Here is a 19,303-nt window from a genome sequence, read left to right as displayed (position 1 = left end):
TTCAACGAGGCATGGCGCACTCAGAAGAACGTTTCGATCACTTCCGTGACGCGATATTTCGCATCGACCATCAGCACCTGGCGCCACTTGTCGAACGTGAGGCAGGGGTGCGAGATGTCGAACGCAATCATGTCGCCGACCTTCAGGTCCGCGCCCGCCGGAATCTTCAGGTAGGCGTGCTGATCCATCATCTGGAACACTTCCCAGCCTTCGCTCGCCGCCACTTCGCGCGGTGCGCCGCCACTCGCCGGGCGATAGTGACGCGACGGTTCCGGAAAGCCCGCGTCGAACGCGGCGTCACGCTTGCCGAAGCCGATGATGGCGCGGCCCGGCTCCGGAATCGACTGCACGTAGGCCCAAAGCTGCAGCGCGGGCAGGAGCGCCACGCCCATCTCGCGCGCCACGGGGTTGCGTGTGAGGATCTGCGATTGAGCCTGCTTGTAGACGCCCACGTCGTGCGTGACGTAGCAGCCCGGGCGCAGCACCACGTCGATCGTGCCGGCTTGCGTGGCCGGCGCAAATTCTTCCGCGACGATGTCGTACCAGGCCGAGCCCGCGCCCGAGAGCAGCGCGGGCGTGCGCGCGAAGCGGCCGGCGGCGGCCAGTTCCTGGGTCACGTTCAGCGCGTCGCGCAGGAAGGTGCGCACTTCGCTTTCTTCCTTGAGGATGCCCTCGTAGATTTCCACGCCCGCTAGCTTGAGCGAGTCGGGATAGCGCGCGATGGCGGCGAGCACGGCGTTGCGCGTGTCCGTGTCACGCACGCCCGTGCGGCCACGCGGCACGCCCAGTTCGAGCAGCACCTGCAGCGTGCGGCCCGCTGCGCGGAAGAATTCACCCAGATGCTCCACGCCCTCCACCGAATCGACGAGGCAAAAGAATTCGAAGCTCGCATCGCTCAGCAGCTCGGCGATGATCGCCATGTTGTGGCGGCCCACGAGCTGGTTCGCCATCAGCACGCGAGAGATACCGCCGCGGTAGGCGGCGCGCGTCTGGTGCGCGGTGGCAAGCGTGATGCCCCACGCGCCCGTCTCGATCTGGCGGCGAAAGAGCTGCGGCGCCATCGTCGTTTTGCCATGCGGGGCGAGCTTCACGCCATAACGCGTGACAAAGTCCTGCATCCACTTCAGGTTGTGCTCGACGCGATCGGCATAGAGCACAGCTGCCGGCAGGCTCACGTCCTCTTCGAGTAGATTCCATTCGAGGCGCCCCGCGTCCCCGAGCGGCACGCTTGCGCCCGGTACGTTGCCAAGGCCCTTGCTGTTCGGGTCGATTGCTGCACTCTGATAGTTTGTAACTTTCATTTGCCTTCGCTCCATATGCTCCATGCGTCTCATCTACACCGGCGTCTCATGGGCCGGCGTTGACTCGGAGATAGTACACAAAGTAACATCGCTTCGTGAATTGTTATTTATTAACAGACTCCCTGCAATGAACACCGCTGCCGATCCGGCCCGCTTCGACATCGTCGCGTGTATTGCGCAATGCGTGCCCGAACTGCGTCCGGCCGAGCGCGACGTGGCCGCGCTGATTCTCGACGATCTTGCCAGCGCAGCGCGCGCGAGCATTGGCGAGCTGGCGCAGCGCGCGGGCGTGAGCATTGCCTCCGTCACGCGCTTTGCGAAGGCGGTGGGCTGCCACGACGTGCGCGAACTCAAGCTTAGGCTCGCGCAGGCGGCCGCTGTGGGCGACCGCTTCCTGCGCGGCGGCCACGCTGGCGACTCCGCAGGCGCGGACAAGCCGCGCGCAGCCGATGCCGAAGCCGAGCCGCTCGCCACCCGTGTTTACGACGAAATCCACACGGCGCTTGCGCGCAATCACGAACTGCTGCGCCAGGCGCCGTTTGCGCAGGCCGCCGCGGCGCTGGCGCGCTCCCGCATGATCTACGTGTTCGGCATGGGCGGCGGCTCGAGCGCGCTCGCCGACGAAATGCGCTTTCGCCTCGTGCGCCTGGGCCGTCCGGTGGCGTCGTACCAGGACAGCTTGCTGCAGCGCATGGTGGCGAGCACGCTCTCGTCCGAAGACGTGGTCGTCGCGCTTTCCGTAACAGGGCGCGTGCCAGAACTCGTCGACGCGTGCCGGATCGCGCGCGACTACGGCGCGAAGCTCGTCGCGCTCACCGCGCCGGCTTCGCCGCTCGCCGCGCTCGCCGACTGGCTCGTGCCGATCGTCGCGAGCGAGACCGATTTCATCTACAAGCCGTCGTCGTCACGTTACGCGATGATGATGGCACTCGACGTGCTCGTGACCGAGCTGGCGCTTGCGCAACCGGAGGCCAGCCGCGAGCTGCTGCGCCGTATGAAGCACACGCTGGACGCGCATCGCGGCGGCGGCGAACGCCAGCCGCTCGGTGACTGAGCGTCGAACTGAGAGCCATCCTGAGGAGACGCGTATGCATTCGCACCCCGAAGCCGCCGACACGTTGATTGTCGGCGCCATGCTTTACGACGGCACTGGCGCACCGCCTGTCGAGCGCGACGTGGCGCTGCGCGACGGACGCATCGTCGCGATCGGCAACCTGTCGAACTGGCTCGCGGAAGAGGTGATCGAGGCCAATGGGCGCGCGCTCGCGCCGGGTTTCATCGACGTCCATACGCACGACGACACGCATGTGATCCGCTCGCCGCAAATGCTGCCCAAGATCAGCCAGGGCGTGACGACGGTGGTGGTCGGCAACTGCGGCATCAGCGCGTCGCCGGTCACGCTCAAGGGCGATCCGCCCGATCCGATGAACCTGCTCGGCGAGCGCGATGCGTTCAGCTATCCGACGTTCTCGGCATACGTCGATGCGGTAAACGCGGCGCGGCCCGCCGTGAACGTGGGCGCGCTGATCGGCCATACGGCGCTGCGCAACAATCACATGAACGATCTGCAGCGCGCCGCCACCGGCGACGAGATCGCGGCCATGCGCGCGCAGCTCGAAGACGCGCTCACGCATGGCGCGCTCGGCCTCTCCACTGGCCTCGCGTATGGTTCCGCGTTCGAGGCGTCGACCGAAGAGGTTGCCTCGCTGGCGGAGCCGCTCGCGTTCGCCGGCGCGGTCTACACGACGCACATGCGCACCGAGTTCGACGCGATTCTCGAGGCGATGAACGAGGCGTACCACATCGGCAAGCATGCGCGTGTGCCGGTGGTGATCTCGCATCTGAAGTGCGCGGGCCCTTCCAACTGGGGGCGCAGCACGGAGGTGCTCGCGTCGCTCGAAAGCGCGCGCAAGTATCAGCCGGTGGGTTGCGACTGCTATCCGTATAGCCGCAGTTCTTCCACGCTGGACCTCAAGCAGGTGACAGGCGACATCGACATCACGATCACGTGGTCCACGCCGCACCCCGAGCAGGCCGGCAAGCTCATCAAGGACATCGCGGCCGAGTGGGGTGTGTCGCAGCAGGAAGCGGGCAAGCGACTGCAGCCGGCGGGCGCGGTGTACCACAACATGTCCGAAGACGATGTGCGCCGCATTCTTTCGCATCCGGCCACGATGGTCGGCTCGGACGGCTTGCCGAACGACCCGTTGCCGCACCCGCGCCTGTGGGGGGCGTTTCCGCGCGTGCTCGGTCACTACGCGCGCGACGCGGCCTTGCTGCCGCTCGAAGAAGCGGTGCGCAAGATGACGGGCCTTTCTGCGCGGCGCTTCGGCCTTTCGCAACGCGGCGAGGTGCATGTGGGCTGGCACGCCGACCTCGTGTTGTTCGACCCCGCACGCGTGCGCGACGCGGCGACCTTCGAGCAGCCGCAGCAGGTGGCCGAAGGCATCGACGCGGTGTGGGTCAACGGCGTGCTCTCGTACCGCGACGGCCAGCCCACGGGCGAGCGCGCGGGCCACTTCGTCGCGCGCGGCAAGCGTGAGGCACAGGCAGAGGCGAACGCCTTTTAAGCAAGCTTTATCTATCGAATTTCGACCCTCGGCGCGCGTGGCCCAAAAAGCCGCGCGCGCCGCACGATCTCAAAGGAGCAAACGATGAAACGAATTGGAGCGGAAGGCGGCAAGGGCCAGGGCGGACAACATCTGCCGTTCGCGCGCGCCGTGGAAGCCGACGGCTGGCTGTATGTCTCGGGCCAGACGCCGATGGAAGGCGGCGAGGTGATCAACGGCGGTATCGTCGAGCAGTCGCACAAGGCCATCCAGAATCTTTTCGCCATCCTCAAGGAAGCGGGCTACGGCGCGGAGCACGTGGTGCGCTGCGGCGTGTGGCTCGACGACGCGCGCGACTTCACGTCGTTCAACAAGGTGTTCCGCGAATATTTCGGCGAGCATCCGCCGGCACGCGCGTGTGTGCAGTCGAGCATGGTGGTGGACTGCAAGGTCGAAGTGGACTGCGTGGCTTACAAGGCACCGGCCGGGAAGTAAGGGCGCAGCGCATTGCGTGTAGCGTGACAGGAAGCGGCTGCCGGAGTTATCGGGCAGCCGTTTTTTCTTGCGTGCCGCCGTCGTGCGGGGAGGCGGCGGTGATGCGCAATTCGACCTTCATGCCCGCGGCTACGGCCATGTTGATGAGCGAATCGAGCGAGAACAGATCGATCTTGCCGCGCATGAGGTCGGACACGCGCGGCTGCGTCACGCCGAAGAGCGCCGCGGCCTGGGTTTGGGTCAGCTTGTTGCGCTTGATGTGCTCTTCGAGCGTGATCATAAGGTCGCTGCGCAGCGTCATGTTTTGCGCGGCTTCAGGCGTGTTTTCGAGCGCGTCCCAGACGCTGTCGAAGCGCTGGCGTTCGTGGTCCTTGTGATTCTGGCGGCTCATGGTTTGGACTCCTTGTTTAAGGCGTCGCGATAGCGGCGCGCGGCAAGCGAAAGATCGACGAAGGCCGTTTTCTCGGACTTCTTCTGAAAACAATGCAGCACATGAATGGCATCGCGGATGTGCGCGACGTAAATCACGCGAAACGCGCCGTTCGAGTCACGAATGCGTATTTCACGTGCGCCGCGGCCAACGGGATTCATGGGCTTCCAGTCGTTTGGCTCGAGGCCGCGCTGCACGCGCCGCAACTGCTGCCCGGCTTCCTGACGAACCTGTTCCGGAAACTTCCGCAGATCCGCGAGTGCGGTGCCGCAAAACTCCAATGGCTTGGCATGAGCAGGATTATACAAAATTTTATATAGCCTCCAGAACATTGAGCGGCCCGGTTTGCACCGGATATGACTTCGCTCAAGTCTCTGCAGGCTTGGGCGGGCGCGCCCTCGCTTGCATCAACGACCTCGCGACTTTTGTCCCTTGTTAGCCGTTCGGCTGAGGGCAGTCGTTCTGTTGATTTTCCCAATATATGAGCGACCCAATCACATATTGGAGAACTCGAAAAAACCTGCCTACAATCCAGCCATCCGACATGCCGCGATGACTTCGTGCGCGGCACACACCGTCGGCAGACCCAGATAAATCCGGCGCACGCGCAAGGCGCGCAGCGAACCGGACAGCAAAGGAGACGTCCGCCATGCTTCAGCCTGCGCTTTGCGCGGCCACGCGCCGCCCGCCGCTACATGCCCGATGTGCCCCGGCCGCCCATGCGCCGCGCCGTCTCCCGAAGCAGGGTGCGCGCGCCGCCTGACGGCACGCGCTTTTTCGACCGTCTCCCTTCATCGCCCTCGCCATGAACAAAGCGATGTCTTCCACACTCGCCGCGAACCTCCCCGATGAGGCCGCGCCGGTGCAAAACGCCACGTCAAGTGCCGCCGCAGTGCAATCCGCAGCGCAGCCAAAAGCCCGCCCCGCCGCCGATGAAATCGGCGTCGCGAGCACGCTGCTCGACGGCTCGATGCAGCAGGCCGGCACCCAGACACTCCTGCGCGGCCTCGCCATTCTCGAAGCCGCCGCGGCCGGCGTGCGCGATCTGCGCTCGTTCGGCGCAGTGCTCGGCACGACGCGCAGCACCACGCACCGCCTGGTTTCGAGCCTCGTGCAGGCGCGCTACCTGCGCCAGGTGCAGGGCGGCTATCTGCTCGGACCGAAGCTCATCGAACTCGGCACCATCGCGCTCGAGCAGATGCCGCTCACGGCCGTTGCCCGCCCGCATCTGCAGGCGCTCGCCGATGAAACGCTCGACACGATCCACCTCGGCGTGCGAGACGGCGACGACGTGCTGTACATCGACAAGATTCCCGGCCAGCGCGGGCTCGAGATGCGCTCGCGCGTGGGGCACCGCATGCCGCTCGCGTCCACGGGCATCGGCAAGGCAATGATGCTCGACCTCGCGCCGCAAACGTGGCGCGATCTGTTCGACGCGTCGCGCCGCACGCTCGCGGGCGTGAGCTTCCGCCCCGATCACAGTCTCGAACCGGAGACCTTCCTCAAGCGCATGGCCACTTACTCGGCGGGCGGGTACACGTTCGATCTGGAGGAGAACGAAATTTCGATCCGCTGCGTGGCGGCGCCGGTGCGCGACGCGTCTGGCGCGATCGTGGCGGCGCTTTCGGTGGCGAGCACGATTCCCTATATGCCGCTCGAGCGCATGGACGAACTGATTGCGGTCGTGCACCGCGAAGCGCGCGCGATTTCGCAGGAACTGGGCTGGCGCGCGCCGCAGCCCACCACGCGCAGGATTCGCCGATGAAAGCGCGTGAGAAGCCTGCAAGCGACGCGGCGACCGAAGCTAGCGACGACGTGATCGCCCGCGAAGCCGCGCTCATCGCGCTCGACTGGGGCACGACCTCGCTGCGTGCGTATTTGTTCGATGCGGCAGGCAAGGTGATCGCCACGCGCGTTTCGACGGCGGGGATCATGAATCTGCCCGTGCCAGCCGAAGAAGGCGGCTTCGACGCCGCCTTCGACGAAGCGTGCGGCGTGTGGCTCGCGCAAGCGCCCTCGCTGCCGGTGCTGGCGGCGGGCATGGTCGGCAGCGCCCAGGGCTGGGTGCAGGCGCCTTATGTCGAGACGCCGGCGAGCGCCCAGGCGTTGGTGGCCGGCATTGTGCGCGTGCGCGCCGCGTGCGGCGCCGAAGTCGCCGTGGTGCCGGGCGTCCTGGAGCCGGGTGCGCTGCCCAACGTGATGCGCGGCGAGGAAACGCAGATTTTTGGCGCGTTGAGCGGATCAAGCGACGAGAATGCGGCGCAACCGTCGCTCGTCGGCCTGCCCGGCACGCACGCGAAATGGGTGGTCGTGGAGGGCGAGCGCATTGCGCGCTTCTACACCTTCATGACGGGCGAGGTCTACGCGGCGCTATGCGCGCATACGATCCTGGGCCGCACGATGAAGCATCCCGTCGAGCCCGATACGGCCGCGTTCCTGCGCGGCGTGAGCGTGGCGCGCGAGCAGGGCTGCGTGGGCCTGCTTGCCACGGCGTTCAGCACGCGCACGCTCGGCCTCACGGCGCAGCTCGCCGCCGACGAGCAGCCCGACTATCTCTCGGGCCTCGTGATCGGGCACGAGCTGGCGGGCCTCGAAGCGGCGCTGGCGCGGCGTGACGTGGCGCTTGCCGGTTGCGCGCCGCAGCTCATCGGCGCCGAGTCGCTGTGCGAGCGCTACCGCATGGCGCTTGCCGCATTCGGATGCAGCGGCGCGCATCTCGTGCGTCATGCGACCGAACACGGACTCTGGCGCATCGCGGTGCAGGCCGGACTTGTCGCGCCGCGCTAAACGCGCACCGACGAATCGAGCCTGCGGAATCGAACCAGACACGAAGCCAAGCAACAGGAAGCCGACATGGAACCCGAACTGAATCTGCCCGCCCCGTACACGCCACACGCCGGCTTCGTCGCTGCGTTCGGCGCGTGCGGCATGGTCGCGATCGTGCGCGGCATCAAGCCAGCCGAAGCCGCCGAGCATGGCCGCGCGCTTTACGAAGCGGGCTTCCGGATCATCGAGGTGCCGCTCAATTCGCCGCAGCCGCTCGACAGCATCGCGGCATTGCGCGAGGCGCTGCCCGAGGACGCGATGATCGGCGCGGGCACCGTGCTCACGACCGAGCGCGTGCGCGACGTGCGCGAAGCGGGCGGCGAGCTGATCGTGATGCCGCACGCCGATACCGATGTGATTCTCGCCGCGAAGCTCCAGGGCCTCGCGTGCGTGCCCGGCGTCGCCACGCCGACCGAAGCGTTCGCGGCGCTCAAGCACGGCGCCGACGCGCTCAAGATGTTCCCCGCCGAGCAACTCGGGCCGGCCGTGACGAAGGCGTGGCGCGCCGTGATTCCGCCAGTGGTGCCGCTGCTGCCCGTGGGTGGCGTGAAGCCCGACAACATGGGGCCGCAGCTGGCGGCAGGCGCGAGCGGTTTCGGCCTGGGTTCGGCGCTCTACAAGCCGGGCCAGGACGCGGCGGCTACGCGCGCGAACGCGCTGGCTTTCATCGAGGGCTGGCGGGTGACGCAACTGAGCGCGCACGGAGCGCAAAAGTGAATCGCCTCGCGGGCAAGGTCGCACTCGTGACGGGCGCCGGACGCGGCATCGGTGCGGCGATCGCGCGCGCGTTCGCGGCCGAGGGCGCCGCCGTCGTGCTCGCGGAACTCGATGGCGCGACGGCCGCAGCCACAGCGCGCGAGATTGCAAACGCCTGCGAAGGCGCGCAAACACTCGCGGTCCAAACCGACGTGACGCAAAGCGCTTCGGTGCGCACCGCCGTGGAAGAAGCACAACGCGCGTTCGGCCCGGTCGACGTGCTCGTGAACAACGCTGGCATCAACGTGTTCGCCGACCCGCTCACGATGACCGACGACGACTGGCGCCGCTGCTTCGCCGTCGATCTGGACGGCGTGTGGAACGGCTGCCGCGCGGTGTTGCCGGGCATGGTGGAGCGGCGCACGGGCAGCATCATCAATATCGCCTCGACGCACGCGTTTCAGATCATTCCGGGCTGCTTCCCGTATCCGGTGGCGAAGCACGGCGTGATCGGGCTCACGCGTGCGCTCGGTATCGAGTACGCGCCGAAGAACGTGCGCGTGAACGCGATCGCGCCGGGCTACATCGAAACGCAGCTCACGCACGACTGGTGGAACGCGCAGCCCGACCCGCAAGCCGCGCGCAAGGCCACGCTGGAGCTGCCGCCGATGAAGCGCATTGGCCGCCCGGAGGAAGTCGCGATGACAGCGGTGTTTCTCGCTTCGGACGAAGCGCCGTTCATCAACGCGAGCTGCATCACGATCGATGGCGGCCGCACGGCACTGCATCACGAATGAAAGATGTGAACAAGTAACTCGCAGCACGAAGGAATAACGAACACGCAGCAATCCGCCGAAGCGCTGGCCGCGCGTTTTCGGTGGGTAAAAGAAGAGGCGGCCGATACCCTTCCCGTGACTGAAGAAGACAAGGAGACTGACAACATGCAACGACGCATCTTTCTGACGCTGATAGCCGCCGCGGTCACCGCAAGCGTGACGCTCGCTGAAGCGCCCATTGCACAGGCCGCCGACCAGGTCAAGATCGGCTTTCTCGTGAAGCAGCCCGAAGAGCCGTGGTTCCAGGACGAATGGAAGTTCGCGGAAATGGCTGCGAAGGAAAAGGGCTTCACGCTGGTGAAGATCGGCGCACCCTCGGGCGAGAAGGTGATGAGCGCGATCGACAACCTGGCCGCGCAAAAGGCGCAGGGCTTCATCATCTGCACGCCTGACGTGAAGCTCGGACCGGGCATCGTTGCCAAGGCCAAGGCCGACAACCTCAAGATGATGACGGTGGACGACCGCCTCGTGGACGGCGCGGGCAAGCCGATCGAGTCGGTGCCGCACATGGGCATCTCGGCGTACAACATCGGCAAGCAGGTGGGTGACGGCATTGCCGCCGAAATCAAGAAGCGCGGCTGGGACATGAAGGACGTGGGCGCGATCGACGTGACCTACGAGCAACTGCCGACGGCGCATGACCGCACGACGGGCGCGACCGATGCACTCGTGGCCGCAGGCTTCCCGAAGGCGAACATCGTGATGGCGCCGCAAGCGAAGACCGACACGGAAAACGCCTTCAACGCCGCCAACATCGCGCTCACGAAGAACCCGCAGTACAAGCACTGGGTCGCTTACGCGCTGAACGACGAAGGCGTGCTCGGCGCCGTGCGCGCAGCGGAAGGCCGCGGCTTCAAGGCCGACAACATGATCGGTATCGGCATTGGCGGTTCGGACTCGGCGTTGAACGAGTTCAAGAAGCCGGCGCCGACGGGCTTCTTCGGCACCGTCATCATCAGCCCGAAACGCCATGGCGAGGAAACCTCTGACCTGATGTACACGTGGATCACGCAAGGCAAGGAGCCGCCGCTGCTCACGCTGACGTCGGGCATGCTGGCCACGCGCGACAACGTGGAAAGCGTGCGTCAGCAGATGGGTCTCGCTTCGAAGTAAGTTTGAGAGACGTGGTTTGAGGTGTTTCCCGTTGCGGGGCGCGTGCCCCGCAACGCATCGAATGAGAGGAAACCGAAGTGTCAGCGACACTGCGTTTTGACAATATCGGCAAGGTGTTCCCAGGCGTGCGTGCGCTCGACGGCGTGTCGTTCGAGGTGAACGCAGGCGAAGTGCATGGCCTCATGGGCGAGAACGGGGCGGGCAAGTCCACGCTCCTCAAAATCCTCGGCGGCGAGTATCAGCCCGATTCCGGCCGCATCCTGATGGATGGCAACGAGGTGCACTTCTCCGATGCGGCGGCTTCGATCGGCGCGGGCATCGCGGTGATTCACCAGGAGCTGCAATACGTGCCCGACCTTACCGTGGCGGAAAACCTGCTGCTTGGCGCGTTGCCCAATGCGCTTGGCTGGGTGAAGCGCGGCGAGGCGCGCAAGTTCGTGCGTGAGCGCCTCGCCGCCATGGGCGTGGATCTCGATCCGGCCGCGAAACTGCGCAAGCTCTCCATCGCGCAGCGTCAGATGGTGGAAATCTGCAAGGCGCTCTTGCGCAATGCGCGCGTGATCGCGCTCGACGAGCCCACCAGCTCGCTCTCGCACCGCGAGACCGAAGTGCTGTTCAAGCTCGTGCGCGAACTGCGCGCGGACAATCGCGCGCTCATCTACATCTCGCACCGCATGGACGAGATCTACGAGCTGTGCAATGCGTGCACGATCTTCCGCGACGGCCGCAAAGTCGCCTCGCATGAAAAGCTCGAGGAGGTGAGGCGCGAAACGCTCGTGCACGAAATGGTGGGCCGCGAGATCAGCGACATCTACAACTACACGCCGCGCGAGCATGGCAACGTGCGCTTCGCCGTGCGCGGCATTGAAGGCCATCCGCTGAACGAAGCGGCCAGTTTCGAGGTGAAGGCGGGTGAAATCGTCGGGTTCTTCGGGCTCGTGGGCGCGGGGCGCAGTGAGCTGATGCAGCTCATCTACGGCACGCACAAGCGGCGCGCGGGCGAGATCGAGCTGGACGGCAAGACCATACGCGTAAAGAGCGCGAGCGACGCGATTCGTCATGGCATCGTGCTGTGCCCGGAAGACCGCAAGGAGCAGGGCATCGTTGCGATGGCAACGGTTGCGGAGAACATCAACATCAGCTGCCGCCGGCATTTCCTGCGCGCGGGCATGTTCCTCGACCGCAAGAAGGAAGCGGAAACGGCGGATCGCTTCATCAAGCTGCTGAAGATCAAGACGCCGAGCCGCCGCCAGAAAATCCGCTTTCTCTCGGGCGGCAACCAGCAGAAAGCGATTCTTTCGCGCTGGCTCGCCGAACCCGACCTGAAGGTCGTGATTCTGGACGAACCGACGCGCGGTATCGACGTCGGCGCGAAGCATGAAATCTACAACGTGATCTACCAGCTCGCCGCGCGCGGCTGCGCGATCGTGATGGTGTCGTCGGAATTGCCGGAAGTGCTCGGCGTGTCGGATCGCATCGTGGTGATGCGCGAAGGCCGGATTTCGGGCGAGTTGCCGCGCAGCGCGGCGAGCGAACACGCGGTGCTTGACCTCGCGCTGCCCAAGCGCGTGCAGGCCAAGGCTGCATGAGTGGACGGGGAGGAAACTGAAATGCAAGCAAGAGAAAATCTGGCGGCTGAAACCGCCAAGAGCGTCGCCGACGCGCTGATTCCGAGTCCCACCGACAAGCAGAAGTGGTGGCAGCAGATCACCGAGTACAGCCTGATCGTGATTTTCGCGGTCATGTTCATCGTGATGTCGCTGACTGTCGATCACTTCTTCTCGATCGAGAACATGCTCGGCCTCGCGCTGTCGGTCTCGCAGATCGGCATGGTGGCCTGCACGATGATGTTCTGTCTCGCCTCGCGCGACTTCGACCTTTCCGTGGGTTCGACGGTCGCGTTCGCGGGCGTGCTTTGCGCGATGGTGCTCAACGCCACGAACAACACGTTCATCGCCATCGTTGCGGCGGTGGCGGCGGGTGCCGCGATTGGCTTCGTGAACGGCGCGGTGATCGCGTATCTGCGTATCAACGCGCTGATCACCACGCTTGCCACGATGGAAATCGTGCGCGGCCTCGGCTTCATCGCCTCGCACGGCCAGGCCGTGGGCGTGTCGTCGGATACGTTCATCGCCATGGGCACGGCTTCGCTCTTCGGCGTGCAACTGCCGATCTGGGTCACGCTCGTCTGCTTCATCGTGTTCGGCGTGATGCTCAATCAAACCGTGTACGGGCGCAATACGCTCGCCATCGGCGGCAATCCGGAGGCGTCGCGCCTCGCCGGCATCAAGGTCGAGCGCACGCGCGTGTGGATCTTCCTGATTCAGGGCGCAGTCACCGCGCTCGCGGGCGTGATTCTCGCCTCGCGTATCACGTCGGGCCAGCCGAACGCGGCCGAAGGCTTCGAGCTGAACGTGATCTCGGCATGCGTGCTGGGCGGCGTCTCGCTGCTGGGCGGCCGCGCAACGATATCGGGCGTGGTGATCGGCGTGCTGATTATGGGCACGGTCGAAAACGTCATGAATCTGCTCAATATCGACGCGTTCTACCAGTACCTCGTGCGCGGCGCGATCCTGCTCGCGGCAGTGCTGCTCGACCAGTTGAAGAACCGCGGTACACGAGATTAACTCCGGCGATTGAACCCCGGACTGAGCCATTCATCAGGAGCCCAACACGATGTCGTCTCCCGCTAACGCGCTCGCGCGCCACGCGCATGAAAACTACGCGCGCTACCCGAGCCTGGCCGACCGCGTGGTGCTGATCACGGGCGGCGCGACCGGCATCGGTGCGTCGTTCGTCGAGCACTTCGCGACGCAGGGCGCGCGCGTGGCGTTCTTCGATATCGACGCGAGCGCAGGCCAGGCGCTTGCCGACGAACTTGGTGACTCACGCCACAAGCCGCTTTTCGCGGCCTGCGACCTCACCGATATCGACGCGCTGCGCGCCGCCATCGCCGACGTGAAGGCGGCGCTCGGCCCGATTCAGGTGCTGGTGAATAACGCCGCCAACGACCGCCGCCATACGCTGGCCGAAGTCACGCCGGAGTCGTTCGACGAGTGCGTCGCGGTGAACGTCCGGCACCAGCTGTTTGCCGCACAGGCCGTGGCGGAAGACATGAAAGCCGCGCGCGCGGGCTCGATCATCAATTTGGGCTCGATCAGCTGGATGCTCAAGCAGTGGGGCATGCCTGTCTACACGCTGAGCAAGTCGGCGGTGCAGGGGCTCACGCGTGGGCTCGCGAAGGATCTCGGGCGCTATGGTGTCCGCGTGAATTCGCTCGTGCCGGGCTGGGTGATGACGGAGAAGCAACGCCGCCTGTGGCTCACCGACGAGGGGCGTGAGGACATCAAGCGCGGCCAGTGCATCGACGCCGAACTGTTGCCCGAAGACCTCGCGCGCATGGCGCTCTTCCTCGCCGCCGACGACAGCCGCATGATCACGTCGCAGGACATCATCGTGGACGGAGGCTGGGCATGAGCGTGAGCGATGGCGCTTCGAGCGAAGCGGTGGCCGAACTGCTCGTGCACGCGAAGTGCGAGCTGGGCGAGGGCGCGACCTGGTGCGCACGTCGCGGCCGGCTCTACTGGGTCGACATTACCGGCAAGCATCTCGCGCGTTACGACCCGCGCGATGGCAAGCACCTTACCTGGGCGATGCCGGAACGCCTGGCGTGTTTCGCGCTTTGCGAGGACGAGCGCACGCTGTTGCTGGGGCTTGAATCGCGCCTCGCGTTCTTCGACCTGGAGACGGGCGCGATCGAGACCATTGTCGAGGTGGAGCCCGGCGTGCCCACGCGCCTGAACGACGGGCGCTGCGACCGCCAGGGCCGCTTCGTGTTCGGCACGAAGTACGAGGGCACGCCGAGGCAAGCCATTGGCGGCTTTTACCGGCTCAATCACGACCTCACGCTCGAACGCCTGCCGTTGCCCGCTCCGGCGATCTCGAACAGCATCGCGTTCAGCCCGGACGGCGCGACGATGTACTACTGCGACACGCTCTCGCGCGAGATTCGCGCGTGCGACTACGGCGCCGATGGAACGATTGCAAACCAGCGCCCGTTTGTGACGCTCACCGATGACACCGGTGTGCCCGACGGCTCGACCGTCGACGCCGAAGGCGGCCTCTGGAACGCGCAGTGGGGCGGCGAGCGTGTGGTGCGTTACGGCGCCGATGGCGTGGAAACCGAGCGAGTAAAGATTCCCACAGCGCAGCCAAGCTGCGTTACGCTCGGCGGTGCGCTTCTGGACACGCTTTATGTCACGAGCGCGCGCGAGGAAATGGAGGAGGAGGCCCTCGCGCGCGAGCCGCATGCAGGCGGCGTGTTTGCGGTACGAATTGGCCGCCAGGGCCTTGAAGAACCGCGGTTTCAAGGGCGTCGGCGCGCTTGAGTTCGTTGTATCGAGTGCCACCCGAAGTGCATGCGCGCGCTTATGTCAGACGATAAGTGCGCGCTGCCCGTAAGCGAATGCGCGAACCGACGCGCGTAGCGTGCAGCCCAAATAGACGGATAGCCGTTGCAGTTCAGCAACAGATGCAGTCGATCGATAGTGTGCAGTTGGCTTTGCCAGTACCACTAGAAGGGCGAACACAAGAAGCGGCCGCAGGTCCGTGCAAATGCGAGCAGACAAGCAAGTGCACGGCGCCGGAAGGCCACCAGTGAGCCGCCTTTTGCGGCGGCAATCAAACATGCCTCTCGAGGAGCATCTTATGAGCGTCGCGAATTCCGCTGTGCGTCGATCCCCCCGTTCCACCACTCACGCAGGCGCTGCCGCAAGCGCGCCGACTTCCGCGCCCGTTGTCTCACCTGCCGCCGCCGCGCGCCGTGCGCGGCTCGAAGCCGCCACCCATCCTGTCATGCCGGGGCCAAGCACTTCGGCGGTAGCCATCGGCGCGGCTGGCTCGAGCGACGTGGCCTGCGTGACGCTCGCGAACGCGTATCTGAGGCTCGACGTCGCGCCCCAACTGGGCGGCGGAATTACGCGCTTCGACTGGCGCAGCGAAGGCGCGCTCGAACCCGTGTTTCGCCGCTGCGAGCGCGTGAGCGCGCGTATGGATCCGAACGAGCTTGCGTGCTATCCGTTGTTGCCGTATTCGAATCGAATCGGCGAGGGGCGTTTTCACTTTGGCGGACGAGATATCGAAGTGCCGCGCAATCGCGCGAGCGAACCGCTGCCGATTCACGGCGACGGCTGGCTCGCGCCGTGGAGCGTCGAAAGCGCCGATCGCGAAAATGTGCGGCTCGTGCTCGACCGCAGCGACGGCGAACCTTATTCGTACCGCTCGGCGCTCACCTACGCGCTCGACGGCGCCACGCTCTCAATCGCCCTTGAAGTGGAGAACACGGGCCGCGACGCGTTGCCGTTCGGCCTCGGCGTTCATCCTTTCCTCGCGCGCGACGCGAGCACCGAGCTTTCCGCACCCGCAAGCGGTCTGTGGCTCTCGGGCGAGGACTGGCTGCCGGTGCGCCACGTGCCCGCGCCGCCTGCCTGGCAATTCGGTATTGCGTATCCGCTGCCTGAACAACTCGTCAATCATGCGTTCAGCGGCTGGAGCGGGCGCGCCGCCGTGGTGTGGGAGCGCCGCCGGCTTTCACTGTCGATCTGTGCCAACACCGACTACTACGTGCTCTACACGCCGCCCGGCGCGGACTTCTTCTGCTTCGAGCCCGTCGATCATCCGATCAACGCGATGAACCTGCGCGGCGGTGGCGATGCGAACGGTATGACGGTGCTCGCGCACGGCGAGCGGCTCGTGCGGCGCTTTTCGTTCACCGTTGAGCGTATGGACATGCGCGCGGCGGCGAGCCCGCATCGCCCCGGAGCGCGCGGCCGGGCGGGAACGCGCGGCGGCAAGGGCGCGCGCGTGCGGGCGTAGGACGCGCCTGAGTGCGTCAGGGGATGGGTGGATTCATCCGATCAATGACGCATCGTGGCGATGCCCTGAGTGCCCGAGTCCGATGGCAGCGGTGCCGCTGGGCGGCGCCGCTTGCCAAGCCGGGTAAAATACGAGCCGATTTCCCCCATACCGGCTCGCTGCGAGCATTTCACCATGACCTCCTTCACCCAGACCCTCGGCGCCGCCTGGCAGCGCACCGGCTCGCTGCTGTGCGTGGGCCTCGATCCCGAGCCTACGAAATTTCCCGCCGCGCTGGCCGGCCGTAGCGACGCGATTTTCGAGTTTTGCCGCGATATCGTCGACGCCACGGCGCCTTATGCGTGTTCGTTCAAGCCGCAGATCGCCTATTTCGCCGCGCACCGCGCCGAAGACCAACTCGAAGCGCTCATTGCGCACATCCACGAGAAGCATCCGGGCCTGCCGGTCATTCTCGACGCCAAGCGCGGTGACATCGGCAGTACCGCCGAGCAGTACGCGCGAGAGGCGTTCGAGCGTTTCAAGGCCGACGCGGTGACCGTCAACCCGTATATGGGGTTCGATTCGATCGAGCCGTGGCTCGCACACAAGGGCAAGGGCGTGATCGTGCTGTGCCGCACGTCGAACCCCGGCGGTTCAGATTTGCAGTTCCTGACGGTGGATGGCAAGCCGCTTTATCAGATCGTGGCGGATCTCGCGGCGAACAAATGGAACGCTAGCGGCGAACTCGGCCTCGTGGTGGGTGCGACGTTCCCGAAAGAAATTGAAACCGTGCGCGAGATTGTCGGGGACATGCCGCTGCTGATTCCGGGTATCGGCGCGCAGGGCGGCGATATCGAAGCGACCGTCAAGGCCGGACGCACCACGAACGGCACCGGCATGCTCATCAACTCGTCGCGCGCGATCATCTACGCAAGCAAGGGCGACGATTACGCGCAGGCGGCTGCAAAGGCCGCCCAGGGTACGCGCGATCAGATTAACCATTGCCGTTGACGTAGGCGTGGTCTCGGCCGGCTAGTGTCGAAAGACGCGCCGGCCGTGTTTAAAATATTCTTAACATTTGCATTTGTTTCAGGACGAAACTGCGGTGCAACGCCGCAAAATTAAGAGTTCTCTTATTCGTCTCCTTTCTTCTCCTCCGTAACATTCGAGCCTCATAGCGGGTCGTGCCTATGCGACTCCGATGCGTGCAGCGTGAATGTTCGCAAACGCAATTCGGGCTTCCTCCGGCGGACTGGTTGATTGGTTGCGCTGGCGGCCTGTGGCGCTTCCCGCCTGGCTGCATCGTTCGTGATCCGCTTTTCTTCCACCGCGCTCATCGCGCCGCCAATGACGGTGCATCCCGTTAATCGAATTTCTCTGATTGGTTCGCAACCCGGCGGAGCAGAAACTTAAGTCATGGAAGCCGGGCGGTTCGTCAATCTGACTTCCGGTACCCCGGCTCGAATTGACGCGTAGCCGGGGGCAGTCGGAAGCGAAAGGGATCGAAGCAGTTTTGAGTGCGGTTGCAGGTGGGTAAGGGCTACCCGAAAAGGTTTGAAGGTCTTGAGAGATTATTAAGGATTGCAAATGAATAAGTCGTATCGGTCAGTCTGGAACGAAGCCACGGGAACGTGGGTCGCAGTGCAGGAAAACGCCGTTGCGCGCGGCAAGAAGAAGTCCAAAGGGAAAGTACTCGCAGCGTTGGGCGTGGCCAGTGTGGGCGCAATCGGCTTCATGTTGCCGGGCGCGGCGTGGGCCGATGTCTGCGTCACATCCTCGGGCAACTTGTCCTATGGCTACAGATCCAATGGAGCATCCAGCGGCTGCGCTAGCTGGGGGAGCGGGGTCTATGGCGATGTCCCGGGAACAGCGACCGCCACCCTGATTGGTTCGGGTAGCACGTATATGGATGTGTCCTCGAGTCAGTCCAAGATCATGTTCACTCCAGGAAGCGGCGCCACGCTGACGATGGCCGCTGGCGCGAGTGGGAATGTTCTCCTCTCCGGTGTCAGCGCGGGTCTCTCGGGAACCGACGCCGTCAATGTGAACCAGCTCACGCCAGTGATCAATGCGCTGGGCGGTGGTGCTTCGTTCAACAGCTCGACGGGCGCAGTCACCGGCCCTACCTTTACGCTTACCAACGCCAACTCGATCACCGGACAAACGGGTTCGCAGACCACGGTTGGAAACGCCTTCAGCGAAGTCGACGCCGCGCTGGGCAAGCTGAACAGCGCAATCACGAACATGTCGGGCGGCACCTCGCCCGATGCGGTGCTGTACGACTCGTCGGCGCATACGTCGGTGACGCTGGGTGGCACGGGTGCGAGCGCGCCCGTAGCGCTGCACAACGTGGCCAACGGCACGTTGAGTGCGACGAGCACGGATGCGGTGAACGGCTCGCAGCTGTACGCGACGAACACGAACGTGTCGAACCTCGCGGGCAACGTGACGACCATGCAGGGCAACATCTCGACGCTCTCGGGCAACGTGACGAGCATTAATGGCCAGATTACGAGCATCAACGGCAAGCTCAACGACGCGGTGCTGTATGACTCGTCGGCGCACAACTCGGTGACGCTGGGCGGCACGGGCGCGAGCGCGCCCGTAGCGCTGCACAACGTGGCCAACGGCGCGCTGAGCGCAACGAGCCTCGACGCGGTGAACGGCTCGCAGCTGTACGCGACGAACACGAATGTGTCGAACCTCGCGGGCAACGTGACGACGATGCAGGGCAACATCTCGACGCTCTCGGGCGACGTGACGAGCATCAATGGTCAGATTACGAACATCAACGGCAAGCTCAACGACGCAGTGCTGTACGACTCGTCGGCGCATAACTCGGTGACGCTGGGCGGCACGGGTGCGACCTCGGCAGTGGCGCTGCATAACGTGGCGAACGGCGCGCTGAGCGCGTCGAGCCTCGATGCGGTGAACGGCTCGCAGCTGTACGCGACGAACACGAACGTGTCGAATCTCGCGGGCAATGTGACGACCATCCAGGGCAACATCTCGACGCTCTCGGGCGACGTGACGACCATCAATGGCCAGATCACGAACATGCAGGGCCAGCTGGCTGACGCGGTGCTGTACGACTCGTCGGCGCATAACTCGGTGACGCTGGGCGGCACGGGTGCGACCTCGGCAGTGGCGCTGCATAACGTGGCAAACGGCGCGCTGAGCGCAACGAGCCTCGATGCGGTGAAT

Annotated in this window: 18 protein-coding genes; 15 read left to right on the top strand and 3 right to left on the bottom strand. The window is 65.1% G+C overall.

Features of this window, described 5'->3' with window-relative positions; all coding sequences use genetic code 11:
• Window positions 1-20: 20 nt before the first annotated feature.
• Complete coding sequence (locus U5A58_RS00090) at window positions 21-1,301, bottom strand: amino acid deaminase (RefSeq protein ID WP_321959855.1); 1,281 nt, start codon at window positions 1,299-1,301, stop codon at window positions 21-23.
• 127 nt (window positions 1,302-1,428) lie between these two features.
• Here U5A58_RS00090 and U5A58_RS00085 point away from each other — a divergent pair, with 127 nt between their 5' ends.
• From U5A58_RS00085 to U5A58_RS00075, 3 genes are all read left to right on the top strand, one after another.
• Entirely contained in the window at window positions 1,429-2,355 is a 927-nt protein-coding gene (locus tag U5A58_RS00085) for a MurR/RpiR family transcriptional regulator (protein WP_321959854.1), read from the top strand.
• Window positions 2,356-2,389: 34 nt separating this feature from the next.
• The gene (locus tag U5A58_RS00080; RefSeq protein ID WP_321959853.1) at window positions 2,390-3,871 is read left to right on the top strand and encodes a D-aminoacylase; all 1,482 of its coding nucleotides are present in this window, start codon (window positions 2,390-2,392) and stop codon (window positions 3,869-3,871) included.
• An 84-nt stretch (window positions 3,872-3,955) separates the two neighbouring features.
• Window positions 3,956-4,345, top strand: coding sequence for a RidA family protein (locus U5A58_RS00075; protein WP_028201897.1), 390 nt, complete (start codon window positions 3,956-3,958; stop codon window positions 4,343-4,345).
• Window positions 4,346-4,391: 46 nt separating this feature from the next.
• On the opposite strand, the gene U5A58_RS00070 is transcribed toward U5A58_RS00075, so the two are convergent.
• Together U5A58_RS00070 and U5A58_RS00065 are read right to left on the bottom strand one after the other, a co-directional pair.
• Window positions 4,392-4,736 (bottom strand): helix-turn-helix domain-containing protein, encoded by a 345-nt coding sequence (locus tag U5A58_RS00070; RefSeq protein ID WP_321959852.1) that lies wholly within the window; start codon window positions 4,734-4,736, stop codon window positions 4,392-4,394.
• Window positions 4,733-5,083: a type II toxin-antitoxin system RelE/ParE family toxin gene (locus tag U5A58_RS00065; protein ID WP_415774154.1), complete on the bottom strand. Its 351-nt coding sequence runs from the start codon at window positions 5,081-5,083 to the stop codon at window positions 4,733-4,735. The genes U5A58_RS00070 and U5A58_RS00065 overlap by 4 nt, the downstream gene beginning before the upstream one ends.
• A 497-nt stretch (window positions 5,084-5,580) precedes the next feature.
• Here U5A58_RS00065 and U5A58_RS00060 point away from each other — a divergent pair, with 497 nt between their 5' ends.
• From U5A58_RS00060 to U5A58_RS00005, 12 genes are all read left to right on the top strand, one after another.
• Complete coding sequence (locus U5A58_RS00060) at window positions 5,581-6,540, top strand: IclR family transcriptional regulator (protein WP_321959850.1); 960 nt, start codon at window positions 5,581-5,583, stop codon at window positions 6,538-6,540.
• Window positions 6,537-7,562, top strand: coding sequence for a 2-dehydro-3-deoxygalactonokinase (locus U5A58_RS00055; RefSeq protein WP_321959849.1), 1,026 nt, complete (start codon window positions 6,537-6,539; stop codon window positions 7,560-7,562). The genes U5A58_RS00060 and U5A58_RS00055 overlap by 4 nt, the downstream gene beginning before the upstream one ends.
• A 66-nt stretch (window positions 7,563-7,628) precedes the next feature.
• Window positions 7,629-8,318: a 2-dehydro-3-deoxy-6-phosphogalactonate aldolase gene (locus U5A58_RS00050; protein ID WP_321959848.1), complete on the top strand. Its 690-nt coding sequence runs from the start codon at window positions 7,629-7,631 to the stop codon at window positions 8,316-8,318.
• Window positions 8,315-9,094 (top strand): SDR family oxidoreductase, encoded by a 780-nt coding sequence (locus U5A58_RS00045; RefSeq protein WP_321959847.1) that lies wholly within the window; start codon window positions 8,315-8,317, stop codon window positions 9,092-9,094. Before U5A58_RS00050 ends, U5A58_RS00045 begins: the two co-directional genes overlap by 4 nt.
• A gap of 144 nt (window positions 9,095-9,238) precedes the next feature.
• On the top strand, window positions 9,239-10,246 hold the full coding sequence (locus U5A58_RS00040) for an arabinose ABC transporter substrate-binding protein (RefSeq protein WP_321959846.1): 1,008 nt from the start codon (window positions 9,239-9,241) through the stop codon (window positions 10,244-10,246).
• Between the two features lie 77 nt (window positions 10,247-10,323).
• Window positions 10,324-11,835 carry an L-arabinose ABC transporter ATP-binding protein AraG gene (araG, locus tag U5A58_RS00035; protein ID WP_321959845.1) on the top strand — a complete coding sequence of 504 codons (1,512 nt, stop codon included), beginning with the start codon at window positions 10,324-10,326 and terminating at the stop codon, window positions 11,833-11,835.
• Window positions 11,836-11,856: 21 nt separating this feature from the next.
• A complete protein-coding gene (gene araH, locus U5A58_RS00030) occupies window positions 11,857-12,873 on the top strand; it encodes an L-arabinose ABC transporter permease AraH (RefSeq protein WP_321907770.1) in 1,017 nt (338 codons plus the stop codon).
• Window positions 12,874-12,922: 49 nt separating this feature from the next.
• Window positions 12,923-13,723 (top strand): SDR family oxidoreductase, encoded by an 801-nt coding sequence (locus U5A58_RS00025; protein ID WP_321959844.1) that lies wholly within the window; start codon window positions 12,923-12,925, stop codon window positions 13,721-13,723.
• Complete coding sequence (locus tag U5A58_RS00020) at window positions 13,720-14,634, top strand: SMP-30/gluconolactonase/LRE family protein (protein ID WP_321959843.1); 915 nt, start codon at window positions 13,720-13,722, stop codon at window positions 14,632-14,634. The genes U5A58_RS00025 and U5A58_RS00020 overlap by 4 nt, the downstream gene beginning before the upstream one ends.
• Before the next feature lie 319 nt (window positions 14,635-14,953).
• Window positions 14,954-16,120 (top strand): aldose 1-epimerase, encoded by a 1,167-nt coding sequence (locus U5A58_RS00015; RefSeq protein WP_321959842.1) that lies wholly within the window; start codon window positions 14,954-14,956, stop codon window positions 16,118-16,120.
• Between the two features lie 174 nt (window positions 16,121-16,294).
• Complete coding sequence (gene pyrF / locus U5A58_RS00010; RefSeq protein WP_321959841.1) at window positions 16,295-17,110, top strand: orotidine-5'-phosphate decarboxylase; 816 nt, start codon at window positions 16,295-16,297, stop codon at window positions 17,108-17,110.
• Window positions 17,111-17,686: 576 nt separating this feature from the next.
• The coding region (locus tag U5A58_RS00005; protein WP_321959840.1) for an ESPR-type extended signal peptide-containing protein at window positions 17,687-19,303 on the top strand (1,617 nt) is incomplete at its 3' end.

It is taken from the genome of Paraburkholderia sp. J7 (assembly GCF_905220155.1).
In the GTDB taxonomy this organism is placed as follows: Bacteria; Pseudomonadota; Gammaproteobacteria; order Burkholderiales; family Burkholderiaceae; genus Paraburkholderia.
The sequence above is the reverse complement of the archived record's forward strand: the minus strand, read 5'-3'. Positions and strand labels throughout refer to the sequence as shown.

What these genes read in the sequence shown, in the direction of transcription:
- U5A58_RS00085 (WP_321959854.1), top strand. Translation starts at nt 1,429, where the DNA reads ATGAACACCGCTGCCGATCCGGCCCGCTTCGACATCGTCGCGTGTATT.
- U5A58_RS00050 (WP_321959848.1), top strand. Translation starts at nt 7,629, where the DNA reads ATGGAACCCGAACTGAATCTGCCCGCCCCGTACACGCCACACGCCGGC.
- U5A58_RS00080 (WP_321959853.1), top strand. Translation starts at nt 2,390, where the DNA reads ATGCATTCGCACCCCGAAGCCGCCGACACGTTGATTGTCGGCGCCATG.
- pyrF (WP_321959841.1), top strand. Translation starts at nt 16,295, where the DNA reads ATGACCTCCTTCACCCAGACCCTCGGCGCCGCCTGGCAGCGCACCGGC.
- araH (WP_321907770.1), top strand. Translation starts at nt 11,857, where the DNA reads ATGCAAGCAAGAGAAAATCTGGCGGCTGAAACCGCCAAGAGCGTCGCC.
- U5A58_RS00075 (WP_028201897.1), top strand. Translation starts at nt 3,956, where the DNA reads ATGAAACGAATTGGAGCGGAAGGCGGCAAGGGCCAGGGCGGACAACAT.
- U5A58_RS00055 (WP_321959849.1), top strand. Translation starts at nt 6,537, where the DNA reads ATGAAAGCGCGTGAGAAGCCTGCAAGCGACGCGGCGACCGAAGCTAGC.
- U5A58_RS00025 (WP_321959844.1), top strand. Translation starts at nt 12,923, where the DNA reads ATGTCGTCTCCCGCTAACGCGCTCGCGCGCCACGCGCATGAAAACTAC.
- U5A58_RS00040 (WP_321959846.1), top strand. Translation starts at nt 9,239, where the DNA reads ATGCAACGACGCATCTTTCTGACGCTGATAGCCGCCGCGGTCACCGCA.
- U5A58_RS00020 (WP_321959843.1), top strand. Translation starts at nt 13,720, where the DNA reads ATGAGCGTGAGCGATGGCGCTTCGAGCGAAGCGGTGGCCGAACTGCTC.
- U5A58_RS00060 (WP_321959850.1), top strand. Translation starts at nt 5,581, where the DNA reads ATGAACAAAGCGATGTCTTCCACACTCGCCGCGAACCTCCCCGATGAG.
- U5A58_RS00070 (WP_321959852.1), bottom strand. Translation starts at nt 4,736, where the DNA reads ATGAGCCGCCAGAATCACAAGGACCACGAACGCCAGCGCTTCGACAGC.
- U5A58_RS00015 (WP_321959842.1), top strand. Translation starts at nt 14,954, where the DNA reads ATGAGCGTCGCGAATTCCGCTGTGCGTCGATCCCCCCGTTCCACCACT.
- U5A58_RS00090 (WP_321959855.1), bottom strand. Translation starts at nt 1,301, where the DNA reads ATGAAAGTTACAAACTATCAGAGTGCAGCAATCGACCCGAACAGCAAG.